Origin of the sequence: Streptomyces sp. NPDC051913 (genome assembly GCF_044593635.1) — a bacterium.
In the GTDB taxonomy this organism is placed as follows: Bacteria; Actinomycetota; Actinomycetes; order Streptomycetales; family Streptomycetaceae; genus Streptomyces.
Genome location: NZ_JBIUCI010000011.1, coordinates 188,522 through 206,690 on the forward strand (window position 1 = coordinate 188,522; position 18,169 = coordinate 206,690).

Sequence of the window (18,169 nt, forward strand, 5' to 3'; positions counted from 1 at the left end):
TCCGCTGTCCGTGGACTCCTTCTTCAACATAGTGATGCCCTTGCTGATCGCCTTCCTGATCTGGGGCGGGTACGCGCTCGTACGCCGGACCAGGGAGCGGCGGGCCGCCTGGGAGAGCGGGCTGACCGCGACGGCGAGGGTGGTGCGCGCCTGGGCCACGACCCAGATGGTCAACAACGTGGCCCGGCGCGTGCAGTGGCACGAGTACGACTACACCACGGGCGACGGCGTCGCGGTCCGCTTCAAGGAGAGCGGCGGCCCCCGGGACCGGGAGGCCGGCGAGGAGGTCCTCGTCCACTACGCCCCCGCCGACCCCGAGAAGGCCACGGCGTCCGAACCCCAGCCGGGCAAGGACATGGCCGGCACGGTCTTCGGACTGCTCTTCATCGGGGCCGCCGTCCTCGTGCTCCTGTACGTCTGGGCGACCCTGCCCGAGATCTGAGCAGGGACTCGAACTCTGAGCATCGCTTGAGCAATTCCGCCCCTACCGGCGGGTACGTTCCCCACGCGACCAGCACTCAGAACTCGGGGGAACACCATGGACGTCTTCTTCTACCTCGTACCCGGCCTCATCCTGGCCCTGGTCCTGTTCGCCGCGTACCGCGTGCTGCGCCGCGCGGTGCAGATCCGGCGGGCCTGGAACAGCGGGCTGACGGCCGAGGCCCGCTGTCTGCGGATGTACACCACGACCCACGGCGGCGGTGGCGACACCTCGGTGCACAGCACGCTGCACCACGTCTTCGAGTTCACCGCCCGCGACGGCCGTACCGTCCGCTTCGAGGAGGAGGACGGCCCGGGGACGATCCTGGAGGGCGACTTCGTCACCGTGTACTACGCCGAGGGTGCCACCGTCGTCGCCACGGCCAAGGTCCCGCGCCGGACCGTGCTCGCGGCGTCCACGATCGGTGTGCTGGCCTTCCTCGGGGTGGTCGCGGGCTTCTGCGTCGTCTTCATGATCACGTTCAGCCAGATGTCGGACGAGTTCGGCTTCGGTGACGACGTGGACGACACGACCAACGTCGTCGTCGTGGACGGCGTGACGATGACTCCGTGACGCCTCTCCACATCTGACGGTCCATCAACTACCGTGCGCGGCCATGGAGTCCAAGGTGCGCACGGTCGCCGAGCTCGTCGCCGAACGGTGGGGGGACCACCGGCCCGGGCTGTGGTGCGAGGAGCGGACGCTCACCCACCACGACATGGCGGCCGGCGCCGCGGCGCGTGCCGCGCTGCTGGCCGACCTGGTGCCGCCCGGCGCCGGGAACATCGGCGTCCTCCTCGACAACACCCCCGAATACCCCCTGTGGTTGAGCGCGGCGGCCCTGGCCCGTACCGCCGTCGCGGGCGTCAACCCCACCCGCCGCGGCCCCGAACTGGCCCGGGACGTCCTGCACACCGAGTGCCGCCTGCTGATCACCGAGCGGGCCTACGAACCGCTCCTCAAGGACCTCGAACTCCCCGGCGTGATCAGGCTGTCGACGGACTCCGAGGAGTACGAAGCCCTGCTGGCCCCGTACGCGGACGCCCGCCCCGACCCCTCCCGGGCCACTCCGGGCGACCGCCTCCTCCTCTACTTCACCTCCGGTTCGACCGGCGCACCGAAGGCGGCCATCTGCTCCCAGGGCCGGCTGGCCGCCGCGGGGCGTTCGCTCGCCGACCAGTTCGGGGTCCGCGCCGACGACGTGCACTACGTCTGCATGCCGATGTTCCACGGGAACGCGGTGATCGCCGACTGGGCGCCCGCGCTCGTGGCGGGGGCGGGGGTCGCGCTGCGGCGGCGGTTCTCGGCGTCCGGGTTCCTGGGGGACGTGCGCCGGTACGGGGCGACGTACTTCACCTACGTGGGCCGGGCCATCCAGTACGTCCTCGCGACCGAGGAGCGCGAGGACGACCGGGACAACCCGCTCCGGACGGGCTTCGGCACGGAGGCGGGGGCGGTGGACGCGGCGGCCTTCGAGCGGCGGTTCGGGGTGCGGCTGGTGGAAGGGTACGGGTCCTCGGAGGGCGGGGCGGCGGTGCAGTGGTCGCCGGGGACGCCGGCCGGGGCGGTGGGGCGGGCGGGGCCCGGTCTGGTCGTACTCGATCCGGAGACGTGGGCCGAGTGCCCGGCGGCCGTGTTCGACGCGGCGGGGCGGCTGCTCAACGGGGACGAGGCGATAGGGGAGCTGGTCAACCGGGCCCCGAACCCCTTCGAGGGCTACTGGCGCAACCCGGAGGCGGAGCGGGAGCGGCGCCGATGGGGGTCCCCCGGCTCCAGCGAGGCCGGGAGTGGGGGAGGCTGGTACTGGACGGGCGACCTGTTCTGCCGGGACGCCGACGGTTTCCTCTACTTCGCCGGCCGCGCGGACGACCGCATCCGCGTCGACGGGGAGAACCTGGCCGCCGCGATGATCGAGAACATCCTCGCCCGGTACGAGGGGGCCGACGCCGTCGCCGTGTACGCGGTGCCGGACCCGGTGACCGGGGACCAGGTGATGGCGGCGCTGGCCGGAACCTTCGACCCCCTCACCTTCGCCGAGTTCCTCCTGGCCCAGCCCGACCTCGGCACGAAGATGGCACCCCGGTTCGTGCGAGTCGTGGACCGGATGCCGGTGACAGCCACGAACAAGATCCACCGAGCACTGCTGAGGCGGGAGGGGCTCCACTGCACGGACCGGGTCTGGTGGCGCCCACCGGGCGAGTCGACGTACCGCCCCCTGACCGGAAACGACACGGAAAAACTCGAAGGACCCCTCGCTCCCACGAGAGGCCCTTCTGAGGTGCGCCGCCAGGGACTCGAACCCCGGACCCGCTGATGCTGCATCCATCTGGGGGGCGACCCCCAGACCCCCGGCCGAAAAGCTCGAAGGGCCCCTCGCTCCCACGAGAGGCCCTTCTGAGGTGCGCCGCCAGGGACTCGAACCCCGGACCCGCTGATTAAGAGTCAGCTGCTCTAACCAACTGAGCTAGCGGCGCATGACCCTCGCCGACCTCGGGTTTTGTTTCCCGCGGCTGGCGACAGAGAAAATACTACCCGGTCCCGAGGGGTGCTTTTGACCACCGGTGGGTAGGGGGGTCAGATGGCCAGGCTGAGGAGGACGGGGGCCGCGTTGCGGTTCAGGGCGTCCGCCGCCTGACGGAGCCGGTGGGCGTGCTCGACCGGGAGCGAGAGGGCCAGGCAGCCCACCGAGGAGCCCGCGGTGATGGGGACGGCCGCGCAGACCGTGCCCACCGCGTACTCCTGGAGATCGAGGTGGGGGACGGTGGGCGGCTGGGACTCCAGGCGGGACAGCAGGAGTTTGTCGCTGGTGATGGTCCTGGAGGTGAGGCGGGCCATCTTGTGGCGGGAGAGGTGGTCACGCCGGCTGTTGTGGTCGAGCTGGCCCAGCAGACTCTTGCCGATCGCCGTGGCGTGCGCCGAGTAGCGGAAGTCCACCCACTCGTTGACCACCGGCATCGACGGCCCGTCGGCGTACTGGGCGATCCTCACCTCGCCGTCGACGTACCGGCTCAGATACACGGCCGCGCCGACCGAGTCGCGCAGCCGGTCCAGCGTGCGCTGGAGCGTCTCGCGCAGCGCCTGGTCACGGTCATGGGCGGAGCCGAGACGGGTCAGGGCGTCGCCCGTGACGTACGCGCCGTCGGCGACCTGCTCGACGTACCCCTCGCGGCGCAGCATGCGAAGGAGGGTGGTCAGCCGCTCCGGTTCGATGCTGGTGTGCTTGGCGAGCTGGGCGTCGGTGATTCCGGTGGTGTGCCGCGCCACCGTCTCCAGGACGCGCAGGGCGTCCTGGGCCGAGTGGTACGGCGCGGTCGGCTCGTGCTTCAGCGCCACGGTGGTTCCCCCTGCGCTCGCTAAGTCGCTCTACAGTTGGGCCGTATTCCGGACAGCGATCCCTACCACGATAACGGGCAAGACGCTTGAAGCGAGGGCCTGTTGACGAGATTCCATCCCTCTCAGCAGGGGCGCTGACCCGCTGGCATATGCCAAAGTCATGAACCAGCGCCCCTACCTCGCGGATCGGTGCCTTCACCCCTTGTACTCAGAGCACCGCGCTCAGGAATTCCCGCGTACGGTCCTGCTCCGGCTCGCTGAAGATCTTCTCCGGCGACCCGGCCTCGATGATCCGCCCCGAGTCGAACATCAGAACCTGGTCCGAGATGTCCCGGGCGAAATTCATCTCGTGGGTCACACAGAGCATCGTGATGTCGGTGGTGCGGGCGATGTCCCGGAGCACGTCGAGGACGCCCGCCACCAGCTCCGGGTCCAGCGCGGAGGTCACCTCGTCGAGCAGCAGCACCTTCGGCCGCATGGCCAGCGCCCGCGCGATCGCCACCCGCTGCTGCTGGCCGCCGGAGAGCTGGGAGGGACGGGCGTCGCACTTGTCCGCCAGACCCACCAGGTCGAGCAGCTCGCGGGCGCGCGCCTCCGCCTCGTCCTTGGACATGCCGAGCACGGTGACCGGCGCCTCGGTGATGTTCCGGAGCGCAGACATGTTCGGGAACAGGTTGAACTGCTGGAACACCATCCCGATCTGCTTGCGGACCTCACGGACCTGCTTCTCCGGCGCCGGGAACAGCCGCTGCCCGTCGACGGTGATGATCCCTTCGTCGGGCTTGGTCAGCGTCATCAGCAGCCGCAGGATCGTGGTCTTGCCCGACCCGGAGGGACCGATGAGGGTGACGTGCTTTCCGGCCTCGACGGCGAAGTCCAGGTGGTCCAGGACGGTGTTGTCCCCGAACCGCTTGGTGACCTGTTCCAGACGGATCAGCTCACCGGGAGCGCGATGGTCGGTGGGGTTGTTCTCGGGCTGAATGTCAGTGGACAAGACGTCGCTCCAGGGCTCGCATGAGGAGGGAGGCCAGATAGGAGATGAGGATGAAGGCCACGCCGATGACGGTCAGGGGCTCGGTGAACTGGAAGTGCTCCTGGGAGAAGAGCCGCGCCTGTCCGAGCATGTCGAGGACGGTGATCGCCATCAGCAGCGGCGTGTCCTTGAGCATCGCGATCACGTAGTTGCCGAGCGCCGGCACGACCCGGCGGATCGCCTGCGGCAGGATCACCACCCGCCACGTCCTGGTCACCGGCAGGTTCAGCGCCGTCGCGGCCTCCCACTGGCCGACCGGCACCGCCTCGATGCCGGCCCGGTAGACCTGCATGGTGTACGTCGAGTAGTGCAGGCCGATCGCGAAGACACCGGTGGTCAGCGCCGAGAACGTCAGACCCCATTCGGGCAGCACATAGAAGAGGAAGAACAGCTGCACCAGCAGCGGGGTGTTGCGCACGAACTCGGTGACCGCGCCCACCGGCCAGGTCACCCAGCGGGTCGGCGCCCGCATCAGCAGCGCCCACACCAGCCCGAGCGCGAAGGAGATCACCGAGCCGAGGGCCAGCGCCTGAAGGGTGACCAGCAGACCGTCCCAGAACTGCGGCATGAAGTCGCCGACCGCTCCCCAGTCCCACTTCACGACACACCACTTCCCTCGGGTACGCGCACCAGGGCCGGCTTCTTCTCCGGCTTCCCGCCGACCCCCGCCTTCAACTTCTTCTCCAGACCGCGCATCACCCGGGTCAGGGCGAAGGCGATCACGAAGTAGATGACCAGCAGATACGTGTAGATCTCCGCGCTCTCCTGGAGCGCGAGCCGCACCAGGTTCCCGCTGAACGCCAGGTCGCCCATGCCGATGACCGACACCAGCGCGGTGCCCTTCAGCAGCTCGATGAGCAGGTTGGAGAACGGCGGGATCATCTCCGGCACCGCCTGCGGGAGCAGGATCAGCCGCAGCCGCTGCCAGGGCGTGAAGCTGAGCGCGATCCCGCCCTCCTTCTGTGCCGGGTCCACCGAGTTCAGCGCGCCGCGCACGATCTCCGAGCCGTACGCGCCGTACGTCAGCCCCAGCGCCAGCGCGCCCGCCCACAGCGGCACCAGCTGCCAGCCGAAGGCGAGCGGCAGCACGAAGTACACCCAGAAGATCATGATCAGCGCGGAGGTCCCGCGGAACACCTCGGTGTAGAAGCCGGCGAGGAAGCGCACGACCCACAGCCGATGCGTGCGGGCGACGCCGACCACGAAGGAGACGGCCCCCGCCAGCAGGGCGCTGAGGAAGAGGAGTTGGACGGTGACCCACACGCCCTTGAGTACGAGGTCCCAGAGTCCTGAGGTCATCCGCCGCAGAGCTCCTTGGCCGTGAGGTCGGTCATCTCGGCCTCGGTGAATCCGAAGGGCTTGAGGATCCGGAACAGCTCCCCGCTCTTCTTCAGCTTCCGCAGCTCCACGTTGAAGGCGTCCCGCAGCCTGGTCTCGGTGTGCCGGAACGCGAACGCGCCGCCGTCCACATGCGGCTTGCCGTCCACGAGGGGCGCGAAGGCCTTGGTGGCCTCGGCCTTGGCGGACTTCTTCACCACCTCACGGGTGGTGAGCGCCGTACCGGCGAACACGTCGGCCCGGCCCGCCTCGACGGCGTTCAGCCCGGCGACCTGGTCCGGGACGATCAGGATGTCGCTCTCCTCGTACCCCGCGTCCACGGCGTACTGGATCTCCGCATAGCCGGTCCCGGTGGCGAACTTGGCCTTCTTCTCGACGACGTCCTTGTAGTCGTGCAGCCCCTTGGGGTTGCCCTTGCGGACGATGAAGGAGTCGAGCATCTGGTAGTCCGGGTCGGCGAAAATCACCTGCTCGCACCGCTCGGGGTTGACGTACATCCCGGCGGCGACGACGTCGAACTGCTGGGAGTTCAGCCCGGGTATGAGCGAGCCGAACTCCGTCGGCACCGGCTGGACCCGGTCCACCCCGAGCCGTTTGAAGACCGCCTTGGCCAGCTCGGGCGCCTCACCGGTCAGCTCGCCGTTCCTGTCGATGTAGCCGAACGGGATCTCACCGGCGATACCGAGCCGTACGACCCCCGCCGCCTTCATCCGTTCCAGCAGATCACCGCCGTCCGTCGTCGAGGCCGTGGCCACCCGCGAGCAGCCGGCGGCCCCCAGCGCACCGAGCGCCGCCACCCCCGCGAGCAGCGATCGGCGCGTGGTTCCGGTCTGTGATGTGTTTCTGTCGTTCCGAATCGGTGGAGCCATGGCGGCGCGGCTACCCGAGACCATGCGATGTATGCACCATGGATTGCATGGCCGACCGACACATAGAAGTCTCGCTGGTCAAGCGCGGTGTCACCTGCACCGCAAAGCTGCTGGACGACCGCGCGCCCGTCACCTGCGCGGCCGTCTGGGACGCCCTCCCCCTGGCCGGCGACGTCTACCACGCCAAGTACGCCCGCAACGAGATCTACGCCCTCTTCCCGCCCTTCGCCGCCACCGAGCCACCCCTGGAGAACCCGACCGTCACCCCCGTCCCCGGCGACCTCTGCTACTTCTCCTTCGCCGGGACCGAGCTGGGCACCAAGTCCTACGGCTACGACCGCGAGGTCCGCGCCGGTACGACCGTGGTCGATCTGGCCCTCTTCTACGAGCGCAACAACCTGCTCCTCAACGGCGACGTGGGCTGGGTGCCCGGCATCGTCTGGGGAGAGGTGGTCGAGGGGCTCGCGGAGATGGCCGAGGCGTGCAACGACCTCTGGCGGTCGGGGGCGGCGGGGGAGACGCTCAGCTTCCGGAGGGCGTGACCCCGTCCAGAGCGTGCGCCGCCCGCAGCACCAGATCGTCCCGGTGCCGGGCGGCCACGAGCTGGAGCCCCACGGGCAGCCCGTCCGCGTCCACCCCGACCGGGACGGACGCGGCCGGCTGCTGCGTCAGGTTGAAGGGGTAGGTGAACGGCGTCCACCCCGTCCACCGCCGGTACCCCGAGCCCTTCGGCACCTCGGCGCCCGCCTCGAACGCCGTGACCGGCAGAGTGGGCGTCACCAGCAGGTCGTACGACTCGTGGAAGCGGCCCATCCGGCGGCCGAGGTCCATCCGGACATCGACGGCGGCGAGGTAGTCCAGCGCGCTGTAGCGCGCCCCGAGCCAGCAGATCTCCCGCAGTCCGGGATCGAGCAACTCCCGCTGATGCGGCCCCAGCTGCTGGGTGACCCGGGCCGCGCCGCTGAACCACAGGGTGTGGAAGGCGTCCACCGGGTCGGTGAAGTCGGGGTCGGCCTCCTCGACGTACGCCCCCAGCCCGGCCAGGCGCTCCACCGCCCGCCGCACCGCCGCCGCGACCCCCGGCTGGACCCGGACCTGTCCGCCGAGGGAGGGGGAGTAGGCGATCCGCAGACCGCGTACGCCGTCCTGGAGAACACCCCGGTAGGAGACCGCACTTGCCGCCGCTCCCGACCAGTCCCGGGCGTCCGGCGCTCCGATGACGTCCAGCATCAGCGCCGCGTCCGCCGCGTTCCGGGTCATCGGACCGACGTGCGCGAGGGTGCCGAACGCGCTCGCCGGGTACAGCGGCACCCGCCCGTACGTCGGCTTCAGTGCGAAGATCCCGCAGAACGCGGCCGGGATCCGGACGCTGCCGCCCCCGTCCGTGCCGAGCGCCAGGGGTCCCGCACCGAGGGCGACGGCTGCCGCCGCGCCGCCGCTTGAGCCGCCCGCGGTGCGGGTGGGGTCGTGCGGATTGCGGGTCACCCCCGACAGCGGGGAGTCCGTGACGCCTTTCCAGCCGAACTCCGGGGTCGTGGTCTTGCCGAGGAACACGGCCCCGTGCTCGCGCAGGCGGGCGACGGAGGGCGCGTCCTCGTCCCAACAGCCCTTCTCCGACAGGACCTTGGACCCTTTCAGGGTCGGGGACCCGCGCATCAGCAGGATGTCCTTCACCGTGACCGGCACCCCGTCCAGCAGACCGGCCGGCGTACCGCGCCGCCAGCGGTCCGCCGACTCCCGCGCCTGCGCGAGCGCCTCCTCGCCGGTCAGCCGCACGAACGCGTTGACCTCCGGCTGGATCTCCTCGGCCCGCTCCAGCGCCGCCCGGGTCGCCTCCACGGGGCTGAACTCGCCCTTGCGGTACCCCTCGACGAGCTGTACGGCGCCGAGTGCGGTGAGGTCCCTCATGCACACCCCCAGGTCAGTGTCCGGGTACGTACCCGCGCTTCTTGTCGACCACGTTCAGCAGTGGCTTGCCCGCCTCCCACCGCTCGTACAACTCCAGGAACTGCGCACCGAGTTCGTCCCGCCAGCCGACCGTGTCGCCACTCATGTGCGGGGACACGATCAGATCGGGCACCTGCCACAACGGGCTCTCGGGACCCAGGGGTTCGTGCTCGAAGACATCAAGGGCCGCGCCCGCGATCCACCGCCTGCGCAGTGCCTCGGCGAGCGCGTCCTCGACGACCAGGCCGCCCCGCCCGATGTTGATGAACCGCGCCGAGGGCTGCATCACCCCGAACCGCCGGGCGTCGAACATGCCGTACGTCTGCTCGGTCAGCGGCGCCGCCGCGATGATCCAGTCGGCGCGGGCGATCAACCGGTCCAGGTCGTCGGGGCCGTGGACGCCGGTGCGCGGGGTGCGGCCGACGAGCGCGGTGGTCACCTCCAGCGCCTTGAGCGTGCGGGCGATCGTCCGCCCGATGGGCCCGGTGCCGACGATCACGGCACGCGTACCGGACACCCGACGGGACTCCCGGTGCCGCCACGTGCGTTCCCGCTGGAGGTCCAGCGTGCGCGGCAGGTCCTTCGCCATCGCGAGGACGAGCGCGGCCACGTACTCGGCGATGGGCCGGTCGAAGATGCCGCGCGCGTTGGTCACCACCGTGTCGGACGCGGCGAGTTCGGGGCACATCAGATGGTCCACGCCCGCGCTCGCCGTGTGCACCCAGCGCGGCCGCGGACCCTCGCCGGGCCAGGCGTGCCGTACCGCGTGCGAGGTGAAGTCCCACACCAGCAGCACATCGGCCGACGGCAGCCGCTCGGCCAGCGTCGACGCGTCCGCGTGCGCCACCCGGACGCGGCCGGTGAGGCGGCCGAGGCGGGGGAGGGGATCGGCGTCCAGGACGAGGAGGGTGGGGGAGGCCAGGGTGGGGGAGGTCGGGGTGGGGGAAGTCATCCGAAGCCGTTCCTCCACGGGCGTCTGACATGCGCGGATTGACCACGCTCGCACCCGAACCTACCTTCGTCAACACGGGCGCGCGCACGGTCCGTTGTCCCCCTGTCTCTCACTGTGAGGCCGGTGCTGCCATGGACGTCTCCTTTCTCGGCGGACCGCGCCCCCAGCGCGGTGTCGGCGTCGTCGCCCCGTTCGACTTCGCACTGGATCGCGAGCTGTGGCGCTGGGTCCCGGACGAGATCTCGCTCCACCTCACCCGGACCCCGTACGTCCCCGTCGAGGTCAGCCTCGACCTGGCCCGTCTCGTCAGCGAGCACGAGACGCTGCACGACGCGGTGCGCACCCTGCACGCCGTCGCCCCCGAGGTCGTCGCCTACGCCTGCACCTCCGGCAGCTTCGTCGGCGGCGTCGCGGGCGAGCGCGCGATGTGCGAGGCGATGACGCGGGCCGGCGCGGTCCCGTCCGTCACCACGTCCGGGGCGCTCCTGGAAGCCCTGACCGAGCTGGGCGTACGCCGGGTGGCGCTGGTGACGCCGTACACCGTGTCGGTCACGCGCGCCCTGGAGGAGTACGTCGCGGAGGCGGGCGTCACCGTCACCGGCCGTGCCTTCATGGGCCTGACCAGGCACATCTGGAAGGTGCCGTACCGCCAGGTGGTCGCCATGGCGCACAAGGCGGCCCGGCGGGACACCGACGCCCTGTTCATCAGCTGCACGAACCTCCCGACGTACGACGTCATCCCGCAACTGGAGGCGGAACTGCGCCTCCCGGTGCTGTCTGCCAACCAGGTGACGATATGGGCGGCACTGCGCCGACTGGGTACCCGGGCCTTGGGGCCCTATCAGGCGCTGATCGATCCGGCGGCGCGCCAGAGCCCCCTGCGTCCCGTACTGCCCGACGAAGAACAGCAGCAGGAAGGCTGGACATGACCGCACTCGGACTCCTCTACCCGGGCCACTCCGGCGAGGACGACTATCCACGCATCGAGCAGCTCCTGGGCAGTGACATCCGGGTCGACGTGGTGCACACCGACATCGGCGAGGACGCCCACCGCGAGGACGCCCTGCTGGAGATGGGCTCGCCCGAACGCCTCGCGGCCGGCGTCGAGGAACTGCGCATGGCGGGCGCCGAGTCCGTGGTGTGGGCCTGCACCAGCGGCAGTTTCGTGCACGGCTGGGAGGGCGCCCACGGCCAGGTCCGCGCCCTGGCCCGGGCCGCGGGCATGCCGGCCTCCTCGACGTCCTTCGCCTTCGTGCACGCGGCCCAGGAGATCAAGGCCGGCCGGGTCGCGATCGGGGCGACGTACCCGGACGACGTGGCGGGCCTGTTCGCGGACTTCCTGCGGGCCGCCGGGCTGGAGGTGAGCGGGGTCAAGGGCGCCGGGATCATCACGGCGGCCGAGGTCGGCACCTGGGGCGAGGCGGAGGTCTTCGCCCTGGCGAGGCAGGCCGACACCCCGGACGCGGACGCCCTGCTCCTCCCCGACACCGCCCTGCACACGGTCGCCCACATCCCCGCCCTGGAGAAGGAACTCGGCAAGCCGGTCCTCACCGCCAACCAGGTCACCGTCTGGGAGGGCCTGCGCCTCACGGACCGCCGGGTGAACGCGCCACGGCTGGGGACGCTGTTCACGAAGGAGCCGATTGTGCAGGTGTGACAGACGGAAACGCCCTTCACGCACGGATGTGGGCATTCCGCCGCCGAGGTGACTGTGACAGCGCGACAATTGCCGCCTGCGCCGTCATCGGGGGATTCACATGTCGTCATTCACGCCGCCGCCACATCCGCCACGCCCACCGCGCCCGCCGCAGCCGCCCGGGGCGTCCCATAAGTGGCAGACCTTCGCTGCCCTGATCAGCGCGGGGGTCGGCGCCCTCACCTTCGCGGTCGGATTCATCGGCCTCCCGGCGGCGGGCGTCCCCTCACCGGCGGCGGCCCGCGAGACGGCTACGGTGACGGCGACGGTCACGACCTCTGCCGGTCCCGCCGTACAGAGCGCGGAGCCGGGCGGTAGTGGCGGTGATGATTCGACACCGTCAGACGTGGAATCGCCGGAGGTGCAATGGATCGGTCCCCTGCTTTCGCAGCAGCAGGGATTCGATCTCGACCTGGTGCCGCCCGCCGTCGGGGATGACGATATTGATCCCTGGGGTTTCGACGGACAAAAAGCGACGCTCATCTACAACAACTATGCGCTCGTGCCCGAAGGGGAAGAACCGGATTTCAGCGAGTGCAAGCTGCTCGCCACCACCAAGCCGCAGCCGCAACTCTCGGTCGCCGCGGGCCGTAGTGTCTGCCTGTTCACGGACGAGGGGAGGGTCGCCGTGGTCAGGGTGGACTCAGCGAATCCGGAGACCGAGATAGTGAACCTCACGGTCAAGGTCTGGGAGAAGGCCACCACCTGACCCCGGGGAATAAACCGGAGACCCCCTCCTGTTAGCACCGGACGGACACCGCACGGCCCGAAAGCAGGAGGCACACACCGTGACGTCAGACGAGACCCGGGGCACGGCACACGGCACCGCCCCCGTCCCCCTCTCCGTACTGGACCTGGTCACGGTCGGCGCCGGGCACACCGCCACCGAAGCCCTGCGCACCAGCGTCGAGCTCGCCAAGCTGGCGGAGTCGCGCGGGTTCCACCGGTACTGGGTCGCCGAGCACCACTCCATGCCCGGCGTGGCCTCGTCGTCGCCCGCCGTGATCCTGGCCCACCTCGCCGCCCACACCGACCGTATCCGCCTCGGCTCGGGCGGCGTCATGCTGCCCAACCACGCGCCGCTGGTCATCGCGGAGCAGTTCGGCACCCTGGAGGCCCTCGCCCCGAACCGGGTCGACCTGGGCCTCGGCCGCGCCCCCGGCACCGACGGCGCCACCGCGGCGGCCCTGCGCCGCAGCACGCAGCTCAACGAGGGCGCCGACGACTTCCCCGAGCAGCTCGCCGAGCTGACCCGGTTCCTCGACGACGACTTCCCCGACGGCCACCCCTACCGCCGTATCCACGCGGTCCCCGGCCCGATCCAGTCGACGTCCCCCGGCGGCGTCCAGTCCCCGCACCGCCCGCCGGTCTGGCTGCTGGGCTCCTCCGGCTTCAGCGCCCGCCTCGCCGCCACCCTCGGCCTGCCCTTCGCCTTCGCCCACCACTTCTCGGCGCAGAACACGATCCCGGCCCTGGACCTCTACCGCGAGTCCTTCCGCCCGAGCGAGATCCTCGCCGAGCCCTACGCCCTCATCGGCGTCTCCGCCCTCGCCACCGACGACGAGAAGGAGGCCCGCCGCCAGGTCCTGGCCGCCGCGCTGAACATGGTCCGCCTGCGCACCGGGCGCCCCGGCCTCGTGCCGAGCCCGGAGGAGGCGGAGGCGTACGAATTCAGCCCGATGGAACGCGAGTTCATCACGTCGTGGAACGCCAACGTCGTCCACGGCACCGCCGACGAGGTCCGCGCCGGCCTCGACGACCTCCAGAAGCGCACCGGCGCCGACGAGTTGATGATCACGTCCCACGCCCACGGCGGAGCGCTGCGCTTGCGTTCGTACGAACTGATCGCGGACGCCTACGGGTTGCCGACCGCCTGACGCGCCATCAACTCGGAGATACGATCCGGCGCCACCGGCCGTGAGTACAGCCACCCCTGGCCGGTGTCGCACCCGATCCGCCGCAGCCGTGAGGCCTGCGCGGACGTCTCCACGCACTCCGCGGTGACGGTGAGGCCCAGCCGGTGGGCGAGCTGGATCATCGCCTCGACGACGACCTCGTCGGCCGGGTTGGGCGGGGCGCCCGTCCCCTCGTACTGGAAGCCCCGGACGAAGGACCCGTCCAGCTTCAGGACGGCGACCGGCAGCCGGCTGAGGTAGGCGAGGTTGGAGTAGCCGGTGCCGAAGTCGTCGATGGCGATGTGGACGCCCATGTCGCTGAGCGCCTGGAGCGCCTGGAGCGGACGGCCCGCCGAGCCCATCACCGCGGACTCCGTGAGCTCCAGTTGCAGCAGCCCCGGGGCCAGGCCCGTCTCCGCGAGGATGTCCGCCACGTCCGCGACCAGGTCGGAGTCCCACACCTGACGGACCGCGACATTGACGCTGACGAAGATCGGCGGCTCCCCGGGATGGTCGAGCTGCCACTGCCGCGCCTGCCGGCAGGCGGTCGCCAGCACCCAGCGCCCCAGCGGCACGATCGAGCCGTCCTCCTCGGCCAGTGCGATGAACCGATTCGGCGTCAGCATCCCGAACTGCGGGTGGTTCCAGCGGACGAGGGCCTCGACGCCGCGCAGCCGCCCGTCCTCCATGCCGACCAGCGGCTGGTACTCCAGGACGAACTCCCCGCGCTCGATGGCCGGTCGGAGCGTGGAGGCGAGGGCCTGGCGGGTCATGCGGTGGGCGTTGCGCTCCGGGTCGAAGAGCGTCCAGCGGGACTTGCCGTCGGCTTTCGCCCAGTACAGCGTCGTGTCCGCCGCCTGCACGAGCGCGGTCGGGGTGGTGCCGGCCGCGTGCCGCTCCACGACACCGATCGACGCGGAGACCGACAGCCGGTGCCCGGCGATGTCGAAGGGGCTCTGCACCGCCTTCAGCACCGCCTCGGCGAGATCGGCGAGTTGGTCGGTGCCGGTGGAGTCCTCGACGAGCAGCGCGAACTCGTCGCCGCCCAGTCTGGCCACCAGCGGGGCGCTGCCCCGGGCGAAGCCCGCCTCGTCCGCGCACCGCGTCAGCCGCTCCGCGACGGCGGCCAGCAGCCGGTCCCCGACCCGGTGGCCGAGGGTGTCGTTGACGGCCTTGAAGCCGTCGAGGTCCAGATAGCACAGCCCGATCCGGCCGGTGCCGCCCTGCTCGTACGCCTCCGGCTCCAGCGCGGCCGACAGCCGCTCGAAGAACAGGGTGCGGTTGGGCAGCCGGGTCACCGGGTCGTGCATCTGCAAGTGCCGCAGCCGGGCCTGGAGTTCACGCTGGGAGCTGACGTCGGCGATCGACAGCAGCACCCCGGGCTCGCCGCTGCCGAGCGGCGCGACGGTGACCTGCACCCACAGGGACTGGCCGTCGGGGTTCTTCATCCGCCGGGTGCAGCGCAGCCGGGCCTGCCGGCCGCGCAGCACCTCTCGATAGGCGTGCCAGGTCCGGGCGTCGGAGGCCAGGTCCACCAGATCGGCGGCGATCCGTCCGACGAGCGCGTCGGACGGGCAGCCGAGGAGTTCGCCGCAGGTGCCGTTGGCGCTGACGACCAGCCCCTCACGGTCGACGACGGCCATGGCGAGCGGCGCGGCCACGAAGGCCGACCGGTAGGCCGTGGGTTCCGGGTACGCCGTGGGTTCCGGGTACGCCTGGGGGTCCGTACGAGATGACGTGTTGAAGTCACTGTCTGTGACGGCCGCCCGGTCGAGGTCTGTCGCGGGCGCCGGCCCTTCGGAGGTTCCGCTCACCGTTCGCTCCCGCAGTGCACTCGATCGCTGTCCGTGCAGGAAAGTGTGCCGATCATAGAGGCTGGCCCCCACCCCTTCCAGCCACTGCCCAGTGTCCCGGAAACACGGGCCCTTCTGACAGATCGTTTCTGCCCGCACCTGGACGGCTTGTTGGGCCGCCCGACCAGGTGTGACGTTCCGTGAGCGATTCGGGGTGTCGATTCTGACGGTTCTTCGGCTGACTCACTCTTCTGGTGCAGACAAACAGGGCGTAGTACGACAATCTCACACAGGCTGGGTGCGGTGTCCCGTGAACCGCATCCGGAGGTCCCCGTGCCGCGCCCCTTCCCGCGCCCCCGACTGCGCAGCACCGCGGCCGTGTTCACCACGATGTCGGCGCTGGCCGCGACCTCGCTCATCACCGGCCCCTCGGTCGCCGAGCCGTTCTCCGCCGAAGCCTGTGCCCTCACCCGCACCGAGGCCCACCACTCCGAGGGCCTCGACACCTGGAACGCCGCCTACCCCCGGCCGACCCGCACCCTGAACGCGGTGATGGTCTTCCTGTCCTTCCCGGACGCGACCCCGCGCACCACGCCCGACCAGCTCACCGCCGACCACTTCCCCGCCACCAGCCGCTTCTTCGAGCAGGCCTCCTACGGCAGGTTCACGCTGCGCCCGCATCCGCTGCGGCACTGGATCCGGATGCCGCAGCCCTCCACGTCGTACGTCATAGAGCGTGACTGGAACGCGTCGCACCGCGCGGCCTATCTGCGCGACGCGCTGGCCGCCGCGGACGGGCAGGTGGACTTCTCGCGGTACGACGTCGTCTACTTCGTCGCCGACCCGGACGCGCCCGGCGTGGACTCGGACGCCACGAAGGTGGTCAACCTGGACGCTCCACTGCGGGCCGACGGCACGGACATCCGCCGCGTCGTCACCGTGTTCGAGCAGCACCCGCCGGACCGGCTGGTCCTCGCCCATGAGACCGGCCACGTCTTCGACCTCCCGGACCTCTACCACCGCCCCGCCGACGGCAAGGGCGACTGGGACACGTACGTCGGCGACTGGGACCTGATGGGCAGCCAGTTCGGGATGGCCCCCGACCTGTTCGGCTGGCACAAGTGGAAGCTGGGCTGGCTGGAGCCGCGGCAGGTGGCGTGCGTGCAGCGGCCGACGCGGCTGACGCTGGAGCCGCTGGGTGCGGGACCGGGAACGCCGGTCGGCGGCCGCGCGGCCTTCGGCCTGGGGCGCGGCACCAAACTCGCCGTGGTCCGCACCGGCCCCGACAGCGCCCTCGCCTTCGAGGCCCGCGGCCCGGCCGGCAACGACGCGGGGACCTGCAAGGAAGGGGTCCTGGTCTACCGGGTACGCGCCGGCGCCGCGTCCGGCGGCGGCCCGATCCAGGTCATCGACGCCCACCCCCACACGGAGGCCTGCTGGGAGGGCTCGGTCTACCCACCCCTCGCGGACGCCCCGGTCGCCCTGGGCGAGAGCTTCACGGTGCCGGGGGACGACGTAAGGGTGAAGGTGGAGAGCCGGACGGCCTCCGGGGCGTGGACGGTGAAGATCACGCCGTAGCGGGCGGACGCGGATACACAAGAAGCCCCTCGCTTCCGCGAGGGGCTTCTTGTTCGTCTGTGCGCCGCCAGGGACTCGAACCCCGGACCCGCTGATTAAGAGTCAGCTGCTCTAACCAACTGAGCTAGCGGCGCCTGCTGACGTCGTAGACCTTAGCATCCTGATCGGCGGGAGGAAAAATCGATATCCGCACCGCCGTGCGGGCCGCTCGTACGGCCGCCCAGAGCAGGATCTCGGGGCCCGGCAGCCAGGGGTGACGGGTGTCCGGGGCGACCAGCCAGCGGCTGTCGAACGGGGTCGGTGTCGCGCGTGTCGGCAGGGGTGCCGGGAGGGTCACCGCGTCGCCGTTGCCGTGGCACAGCAGCGGCGGGATCGCGCCCGTGCGACCGCACTCCTCCCACTGCAACAGCGACGTCAGCCGATGCGCGGTGCCCGGCGCGGCGAACAGGAGCATGCGGCCCCGGAACACCGCGACCGGCCCCGAGCCGGGCCCGTCGTCCCATAAGCGGTCGAGCATCCGGCGGCCGAAGATGCCGGGCGCGTTCACGACGTCGAACGCGGCGCCGCACGGCAGGACCACCGGGGCGTCCGGACGGTCCTCCCAGAGGGCGAGCGTGCTGCGCGGATACGTTCCTGCGGAGGCGAGCCAGGAGGCACCGTCCGCAGTGACCCCGCAGACGTCGGAACGGTCGGAGAACGGCTCGGTGCGTGTGTCGCTCATGCATCCAGATGTACTGGGCGTGAGCGTTCTGTTTCCGAGAGTTGCCGAAAACCGGGACGGGAGGGGGTGAGGAGGGGTATCTTGCCCGCCTGGCATATGCCAGAACTGAATAGACGAACCCCCGGTGACGAGCCCCAACGGCTACGCCGGGTCGGCGAGCCCCTTCTCCGCCGCGCCCTCGGCCGTCCCGCGCATCAGGTCCCGCCCGAACTCGACCATCTTCTTGGCATAGTCCTCGGTCCACTCGGCCCGCTCCGCGATGTCCGCCGGCGTCAGCCGGTCGAACCGCCGGGGGTCGGCCAGCTGGGCCGCCGCCATCGCCTGGAACTCCACGGCACGGTCCGTCGCCGCACGGAAGGCCTGCGTCAGCTCCGTCGCCCGGGCCAGCAGCTCCCTGGGGTCGTCGATGGACTCCAGGTCGAAGAAGTGCTCCGGGTCGCCGGCCGCCTGCGCGGGCTCGAAGAGCAGGGGCGCGGGGCGTAGCCGCGGTTCGTTCCGACGCGGCGTGGGCTCCGCCATGTCTTCTCCTCCTC

General features: G+C 70.8%; 19 protein-coding genes and 2 tRNA genes. 9 read left to right on the forward strand and 12 right to left on the reverse strand.

Annotated elements, in window-relative coordinates:
• Positions 1–10: 10 nt before the first annotated feature.
• The 3 genes from ACIHIX_RS30675 to ACIHIX_RS30685 all read left to right on the forward strand — a co-directional run bounded on the left by ACIHIX_RS30675 (position 11) and on the right by ACIHIX_RS30685 (position 2,795).
• Entirely contained in the window at positions 11–442 is a 432-nt protein-coding gene (locus ACIHIX_RS30675; RefSeq protein WP_399961774.1) for a DUF3592 domain-containing protein, read from the forward strand.
• A gap of 96 nt (positions 443–538) precedes the next feature.
• Entirely contained in the window at positions 539–1,054 is a 516-nt protein-coding gene (locus ACIHIX_RS30680) for a hypothetical protein (RefSeq protein ID WP_399961776.1), read from the forward strand.
• Between the two features lie 43 nt (positions 1,055–1,097).
• Complete coding sequence (locus ACIHIX_RS30685; protein WP_399961778.1) at positions 1,098–2,795, forward strand: AMP-binding protein; 1,698 nt, start codon at positions 1,098–1,100, stop codon at positions 2,793–2,795.
• An 86-nt stretch (positions 2,796–2,881) separates the two neighbouring features.
• Here ACIHIX_RS30685 and ACIHIX_RS30690 read toward each other — a convergent pair.
• The 6 genes from ACIHIX_RS30690 to ehuB form a co-directional block, all read right to left on the reverse strand.
• Positions 2,882–2,955, reverse strand: a tRNA-Lys gene (locus tag ACIHIX_RS30690).
• A gap of 100 nt (positions 2,956–3,055) precedes the next feature.
• Positions 3,056–3,814: an IclR family transcriptional regulator C-terminal domain-containing protein gene (locus ACIHIX_RS30695; RefSeq protein ID WP_329338815.1), complete on the reverse strand. Its 759-nt coding sequence runs from the start codon at positions 3,812–3,814 to the stop codon at positions 3,056–3,058.
• A gap of 208 nt (positions 3,815–4,022) precedes the next feature.
• Entirely contained in the window at positions 4,023–4,808 is a 786-nt protein-coding gene (ehuA, locus tag ACIHIX_RS30700) for an ectoine/hydroxyectoine ABC transporter ATP-binding protein EhuA (protein WP_399961780.1), read from the reverse strand.
• Positions 4,798–5,448 (reverse strand): ectoine/hydroxyectoine ABC transporter permease subunit EhuD, encoded by a 651-nt coding sequence (ehuD, locus tag ACIHIX_RS30705; RefSeq protein WP_399961782.1) that lies wholly within the window; start codon positions 5,446–5,448, stop codon positions 4,798–4,800. Before ehuD ends, ehuA begins: the two co-directional genes overlap by 11 nt.
• Complete coding sequence (gene ehuC, locus ACIHIX_RS30710) at positions 5,445–6,146, reverse strand: ectoine/hydroxyectoine ABC transporter permease subunit EhuC (protein WP_399961784.1); 702 nt, start codon at positions 6,144–6,146, stop codon at positions 5,445–5,447. The genes ehuD and ehuC overlap by 4 nt, the downstream gene beginning before the upstream one ends.
• Entirely contained in the window at positions 6,143–7,054 is a 912-nt protein-coding gene (gene ehuB / locus ACIHIX_RS30715) for an ectoine/hydroxyectoine ABC transporter substrate-binding protein EhuB (RefSeq protein ID WP_399961786.1), read from the reverse strand. The genes ehuC and ehuB overlap by 4 nt, the downstream gene beginning before the upstream one ends.
• Before the next feature lie 47 nt (positions 7,055–7,101).
• Between ehuB and ACIHIX_RS30720 the strand changes: the two genes are divergently transcribed.
• Positions 7,102–7,596, forward strand: a complete 495-nt coding sequence (locus tag ACIHIX_RS30720; RefSeq protein WP_399961788.1) for a DUF3830 family protein — start codon at positions 7,102–7,104, stop codon at positions 7,594–7,596.
• On the opposite strand, the gene ACIHIX_RS30725 is transcribed toward ACIHIX_RS30720, so the two are convergent.
• Together ACIHIX_RS30725 and ACIHIX_RS30730 are read right to left on the reverse strand one after the other, a co-directional pair.
• A complete protein-coding gene (locus ACIHIX_RS30725; protein ID WP_399961790.1) occupies positions 7,577–8,962 on the reverse strand; it encodes an amidase in 1,386 nt (461 codons plus the stop codon). The two genes, ACIHIX_RS30720 and ACIHIX_RS30725, sit on opposite strands and share 20 nt — an antisense overlap.
• Before the next feature lie 13 nt (positions 8,963–8,975).
• Positions 8,976–9,953 carry a D-2-hydroxyacid dehydrogenase gene (locus tag ACIHIX_RS30730; RefSeq protein WP_399961792.1) on the reverse strand — a complete coding sequence of 326 codons (978 nt, stop codon included), beginning with the start codon at positions 9,951–9,953 and terminating at the stop codon, positions 8,976–8,978.
• 131 nt (positions 9,954–10,084) lie between these two features.
• Here ACIHIX_RS30730 and ACIHIX_RS30735 point away from each other — a divergent pair, with 131 nt between their 5' ends.
• The 4 genes from ACIHIX_RS30735 to ACIHIX_RS30750 all read left to right on the forward strand — a co-directional run bounded on the left by ACIHIX_RS30735 (position 10,085) and on the right by ACIHIX_RS30750 (position 13,526).
• Positions 10,085–10,882, forward strand: a complete 798-nt coding sequence (locus ACIHIX_RS30735) for a decarboxylase (RefSeq protein WP_399961793.1) — start codon at positions 10,085–10,087, stop codon at positions 10,880–10,882.
• Positions 10,879–11,610 (forward strand): decarboxylase, encoded by a 732-nt coding sequence (locus ACIHIX_RS30740; protein ID WP_399961795.1) that lies wholly within the window; start codon positions 10,879–10,881, stop codon positions 11,608–11,610. Before ACIHIX_RS30735 ends, ACIHIX_RS30740 begins: the two co-directional genes overlap by 4 nt.
• Before the next feature lie 100 nt (positions 11,611–11,710).
• Positions 11,711–12,358: a hypothetical protein gene (locus tag ACIHIX_RS30745; RefSeq protein WP_399961797.1), complete on the forward strand. Its 648-nt coding sequence runs from the start codon at positions 11,711–11,713 to the stop codon at positions 12,356–12,358.
• A 79-nt stretch (positions 12,359–12,437) separates the two neighbouring features.
• Positions 12,438–13,526, forward strand: a complete 1,089-nt coding sequence (locus ACIHIX_RS30750) for an LLM class flavin-dependent oxidoreductase (protein ID WP_399961799.1) — start codon at positions 12,438–12,440, stop codon at positions 13,524–13,526.
• Here ACIHIX_RS30750 and ACIHIX_RS30755 read toward each other — a convergent pair.
• Complete coding sequence (locus ACIHIX_RS30755; protein WP_399961801.1) at positions 13,505–15,358, reverse strand: putative bifunctional diguanylate cyclase/phosphodiesterase; 1,854 nt, start codon at positions 15,356–15,358, stop codon at positions 13,505–13,507. The two genes, ACIHIX_RS30750 and ACIHIX_RS30755, sit on opposite strands and share 22 nt — an antisense overlap.
• Positions 15,359–15,670: 312 nt before the next feature.
• Here ACIHIX_RS30755 and ACIHIX_RS30760 point away from each other — a divergent pair, with 312 nt between their 5' ends.
• Entirely contained in the window at positions 15,671–16,915 is a 1,245-nt protein-coding gene (locus ACIHIX_RS30760) for a M6 family metalloprotease domain-containing protein (protein ID WP_399961992.1), read from the forward strand.
• Between the two features lie 60 nt (positions 16,916–16,975).
• Here the strand turns inward: ACIHIX_RS30760 and ACIHIX_RS30765 are convergent.
• The 3 genes from ACIHIX_RS30765 to ACIHIX_RS30775 form a co-directional block, all read right to left on the reverse strand.
• A tRNA-Lys gene (locus ACIHIX_RS30765) sits at positions 16,976–17,049 on the reverse strand.
• The gene (locus ACIHIX_RS30770) at positions 17,040–17,636 is read right to left on the reverse strand and encodes a bifunctional DNA primase/polymerase (protein WP_399961803.1); all 597 of its coding nucleotides are present in this window, start codon (positions 17,634–17,636) and stop codon (positions 17,040–17,042) included. Before ACIHIX_RS30770 ends, ACIHIX_RS30765 begins: the two co-directional genes overlap by 10 nt.
• 141 nt (positions 17,637–17,777) lie before the next feature.
• Positions 17,778–18,155: a hypothetical protein gene (locus ACIHIX_RS30775; RefSeq protein ID WP_399961805.1), complete on the reverse strand. Its 378-nt coding sequence runs from the start codon at positions 18,153–18,155 to the stop codon at positions 17,778–17,780.
• Positions 18,156–18,169: the final 14 nt, after the last annotated feature.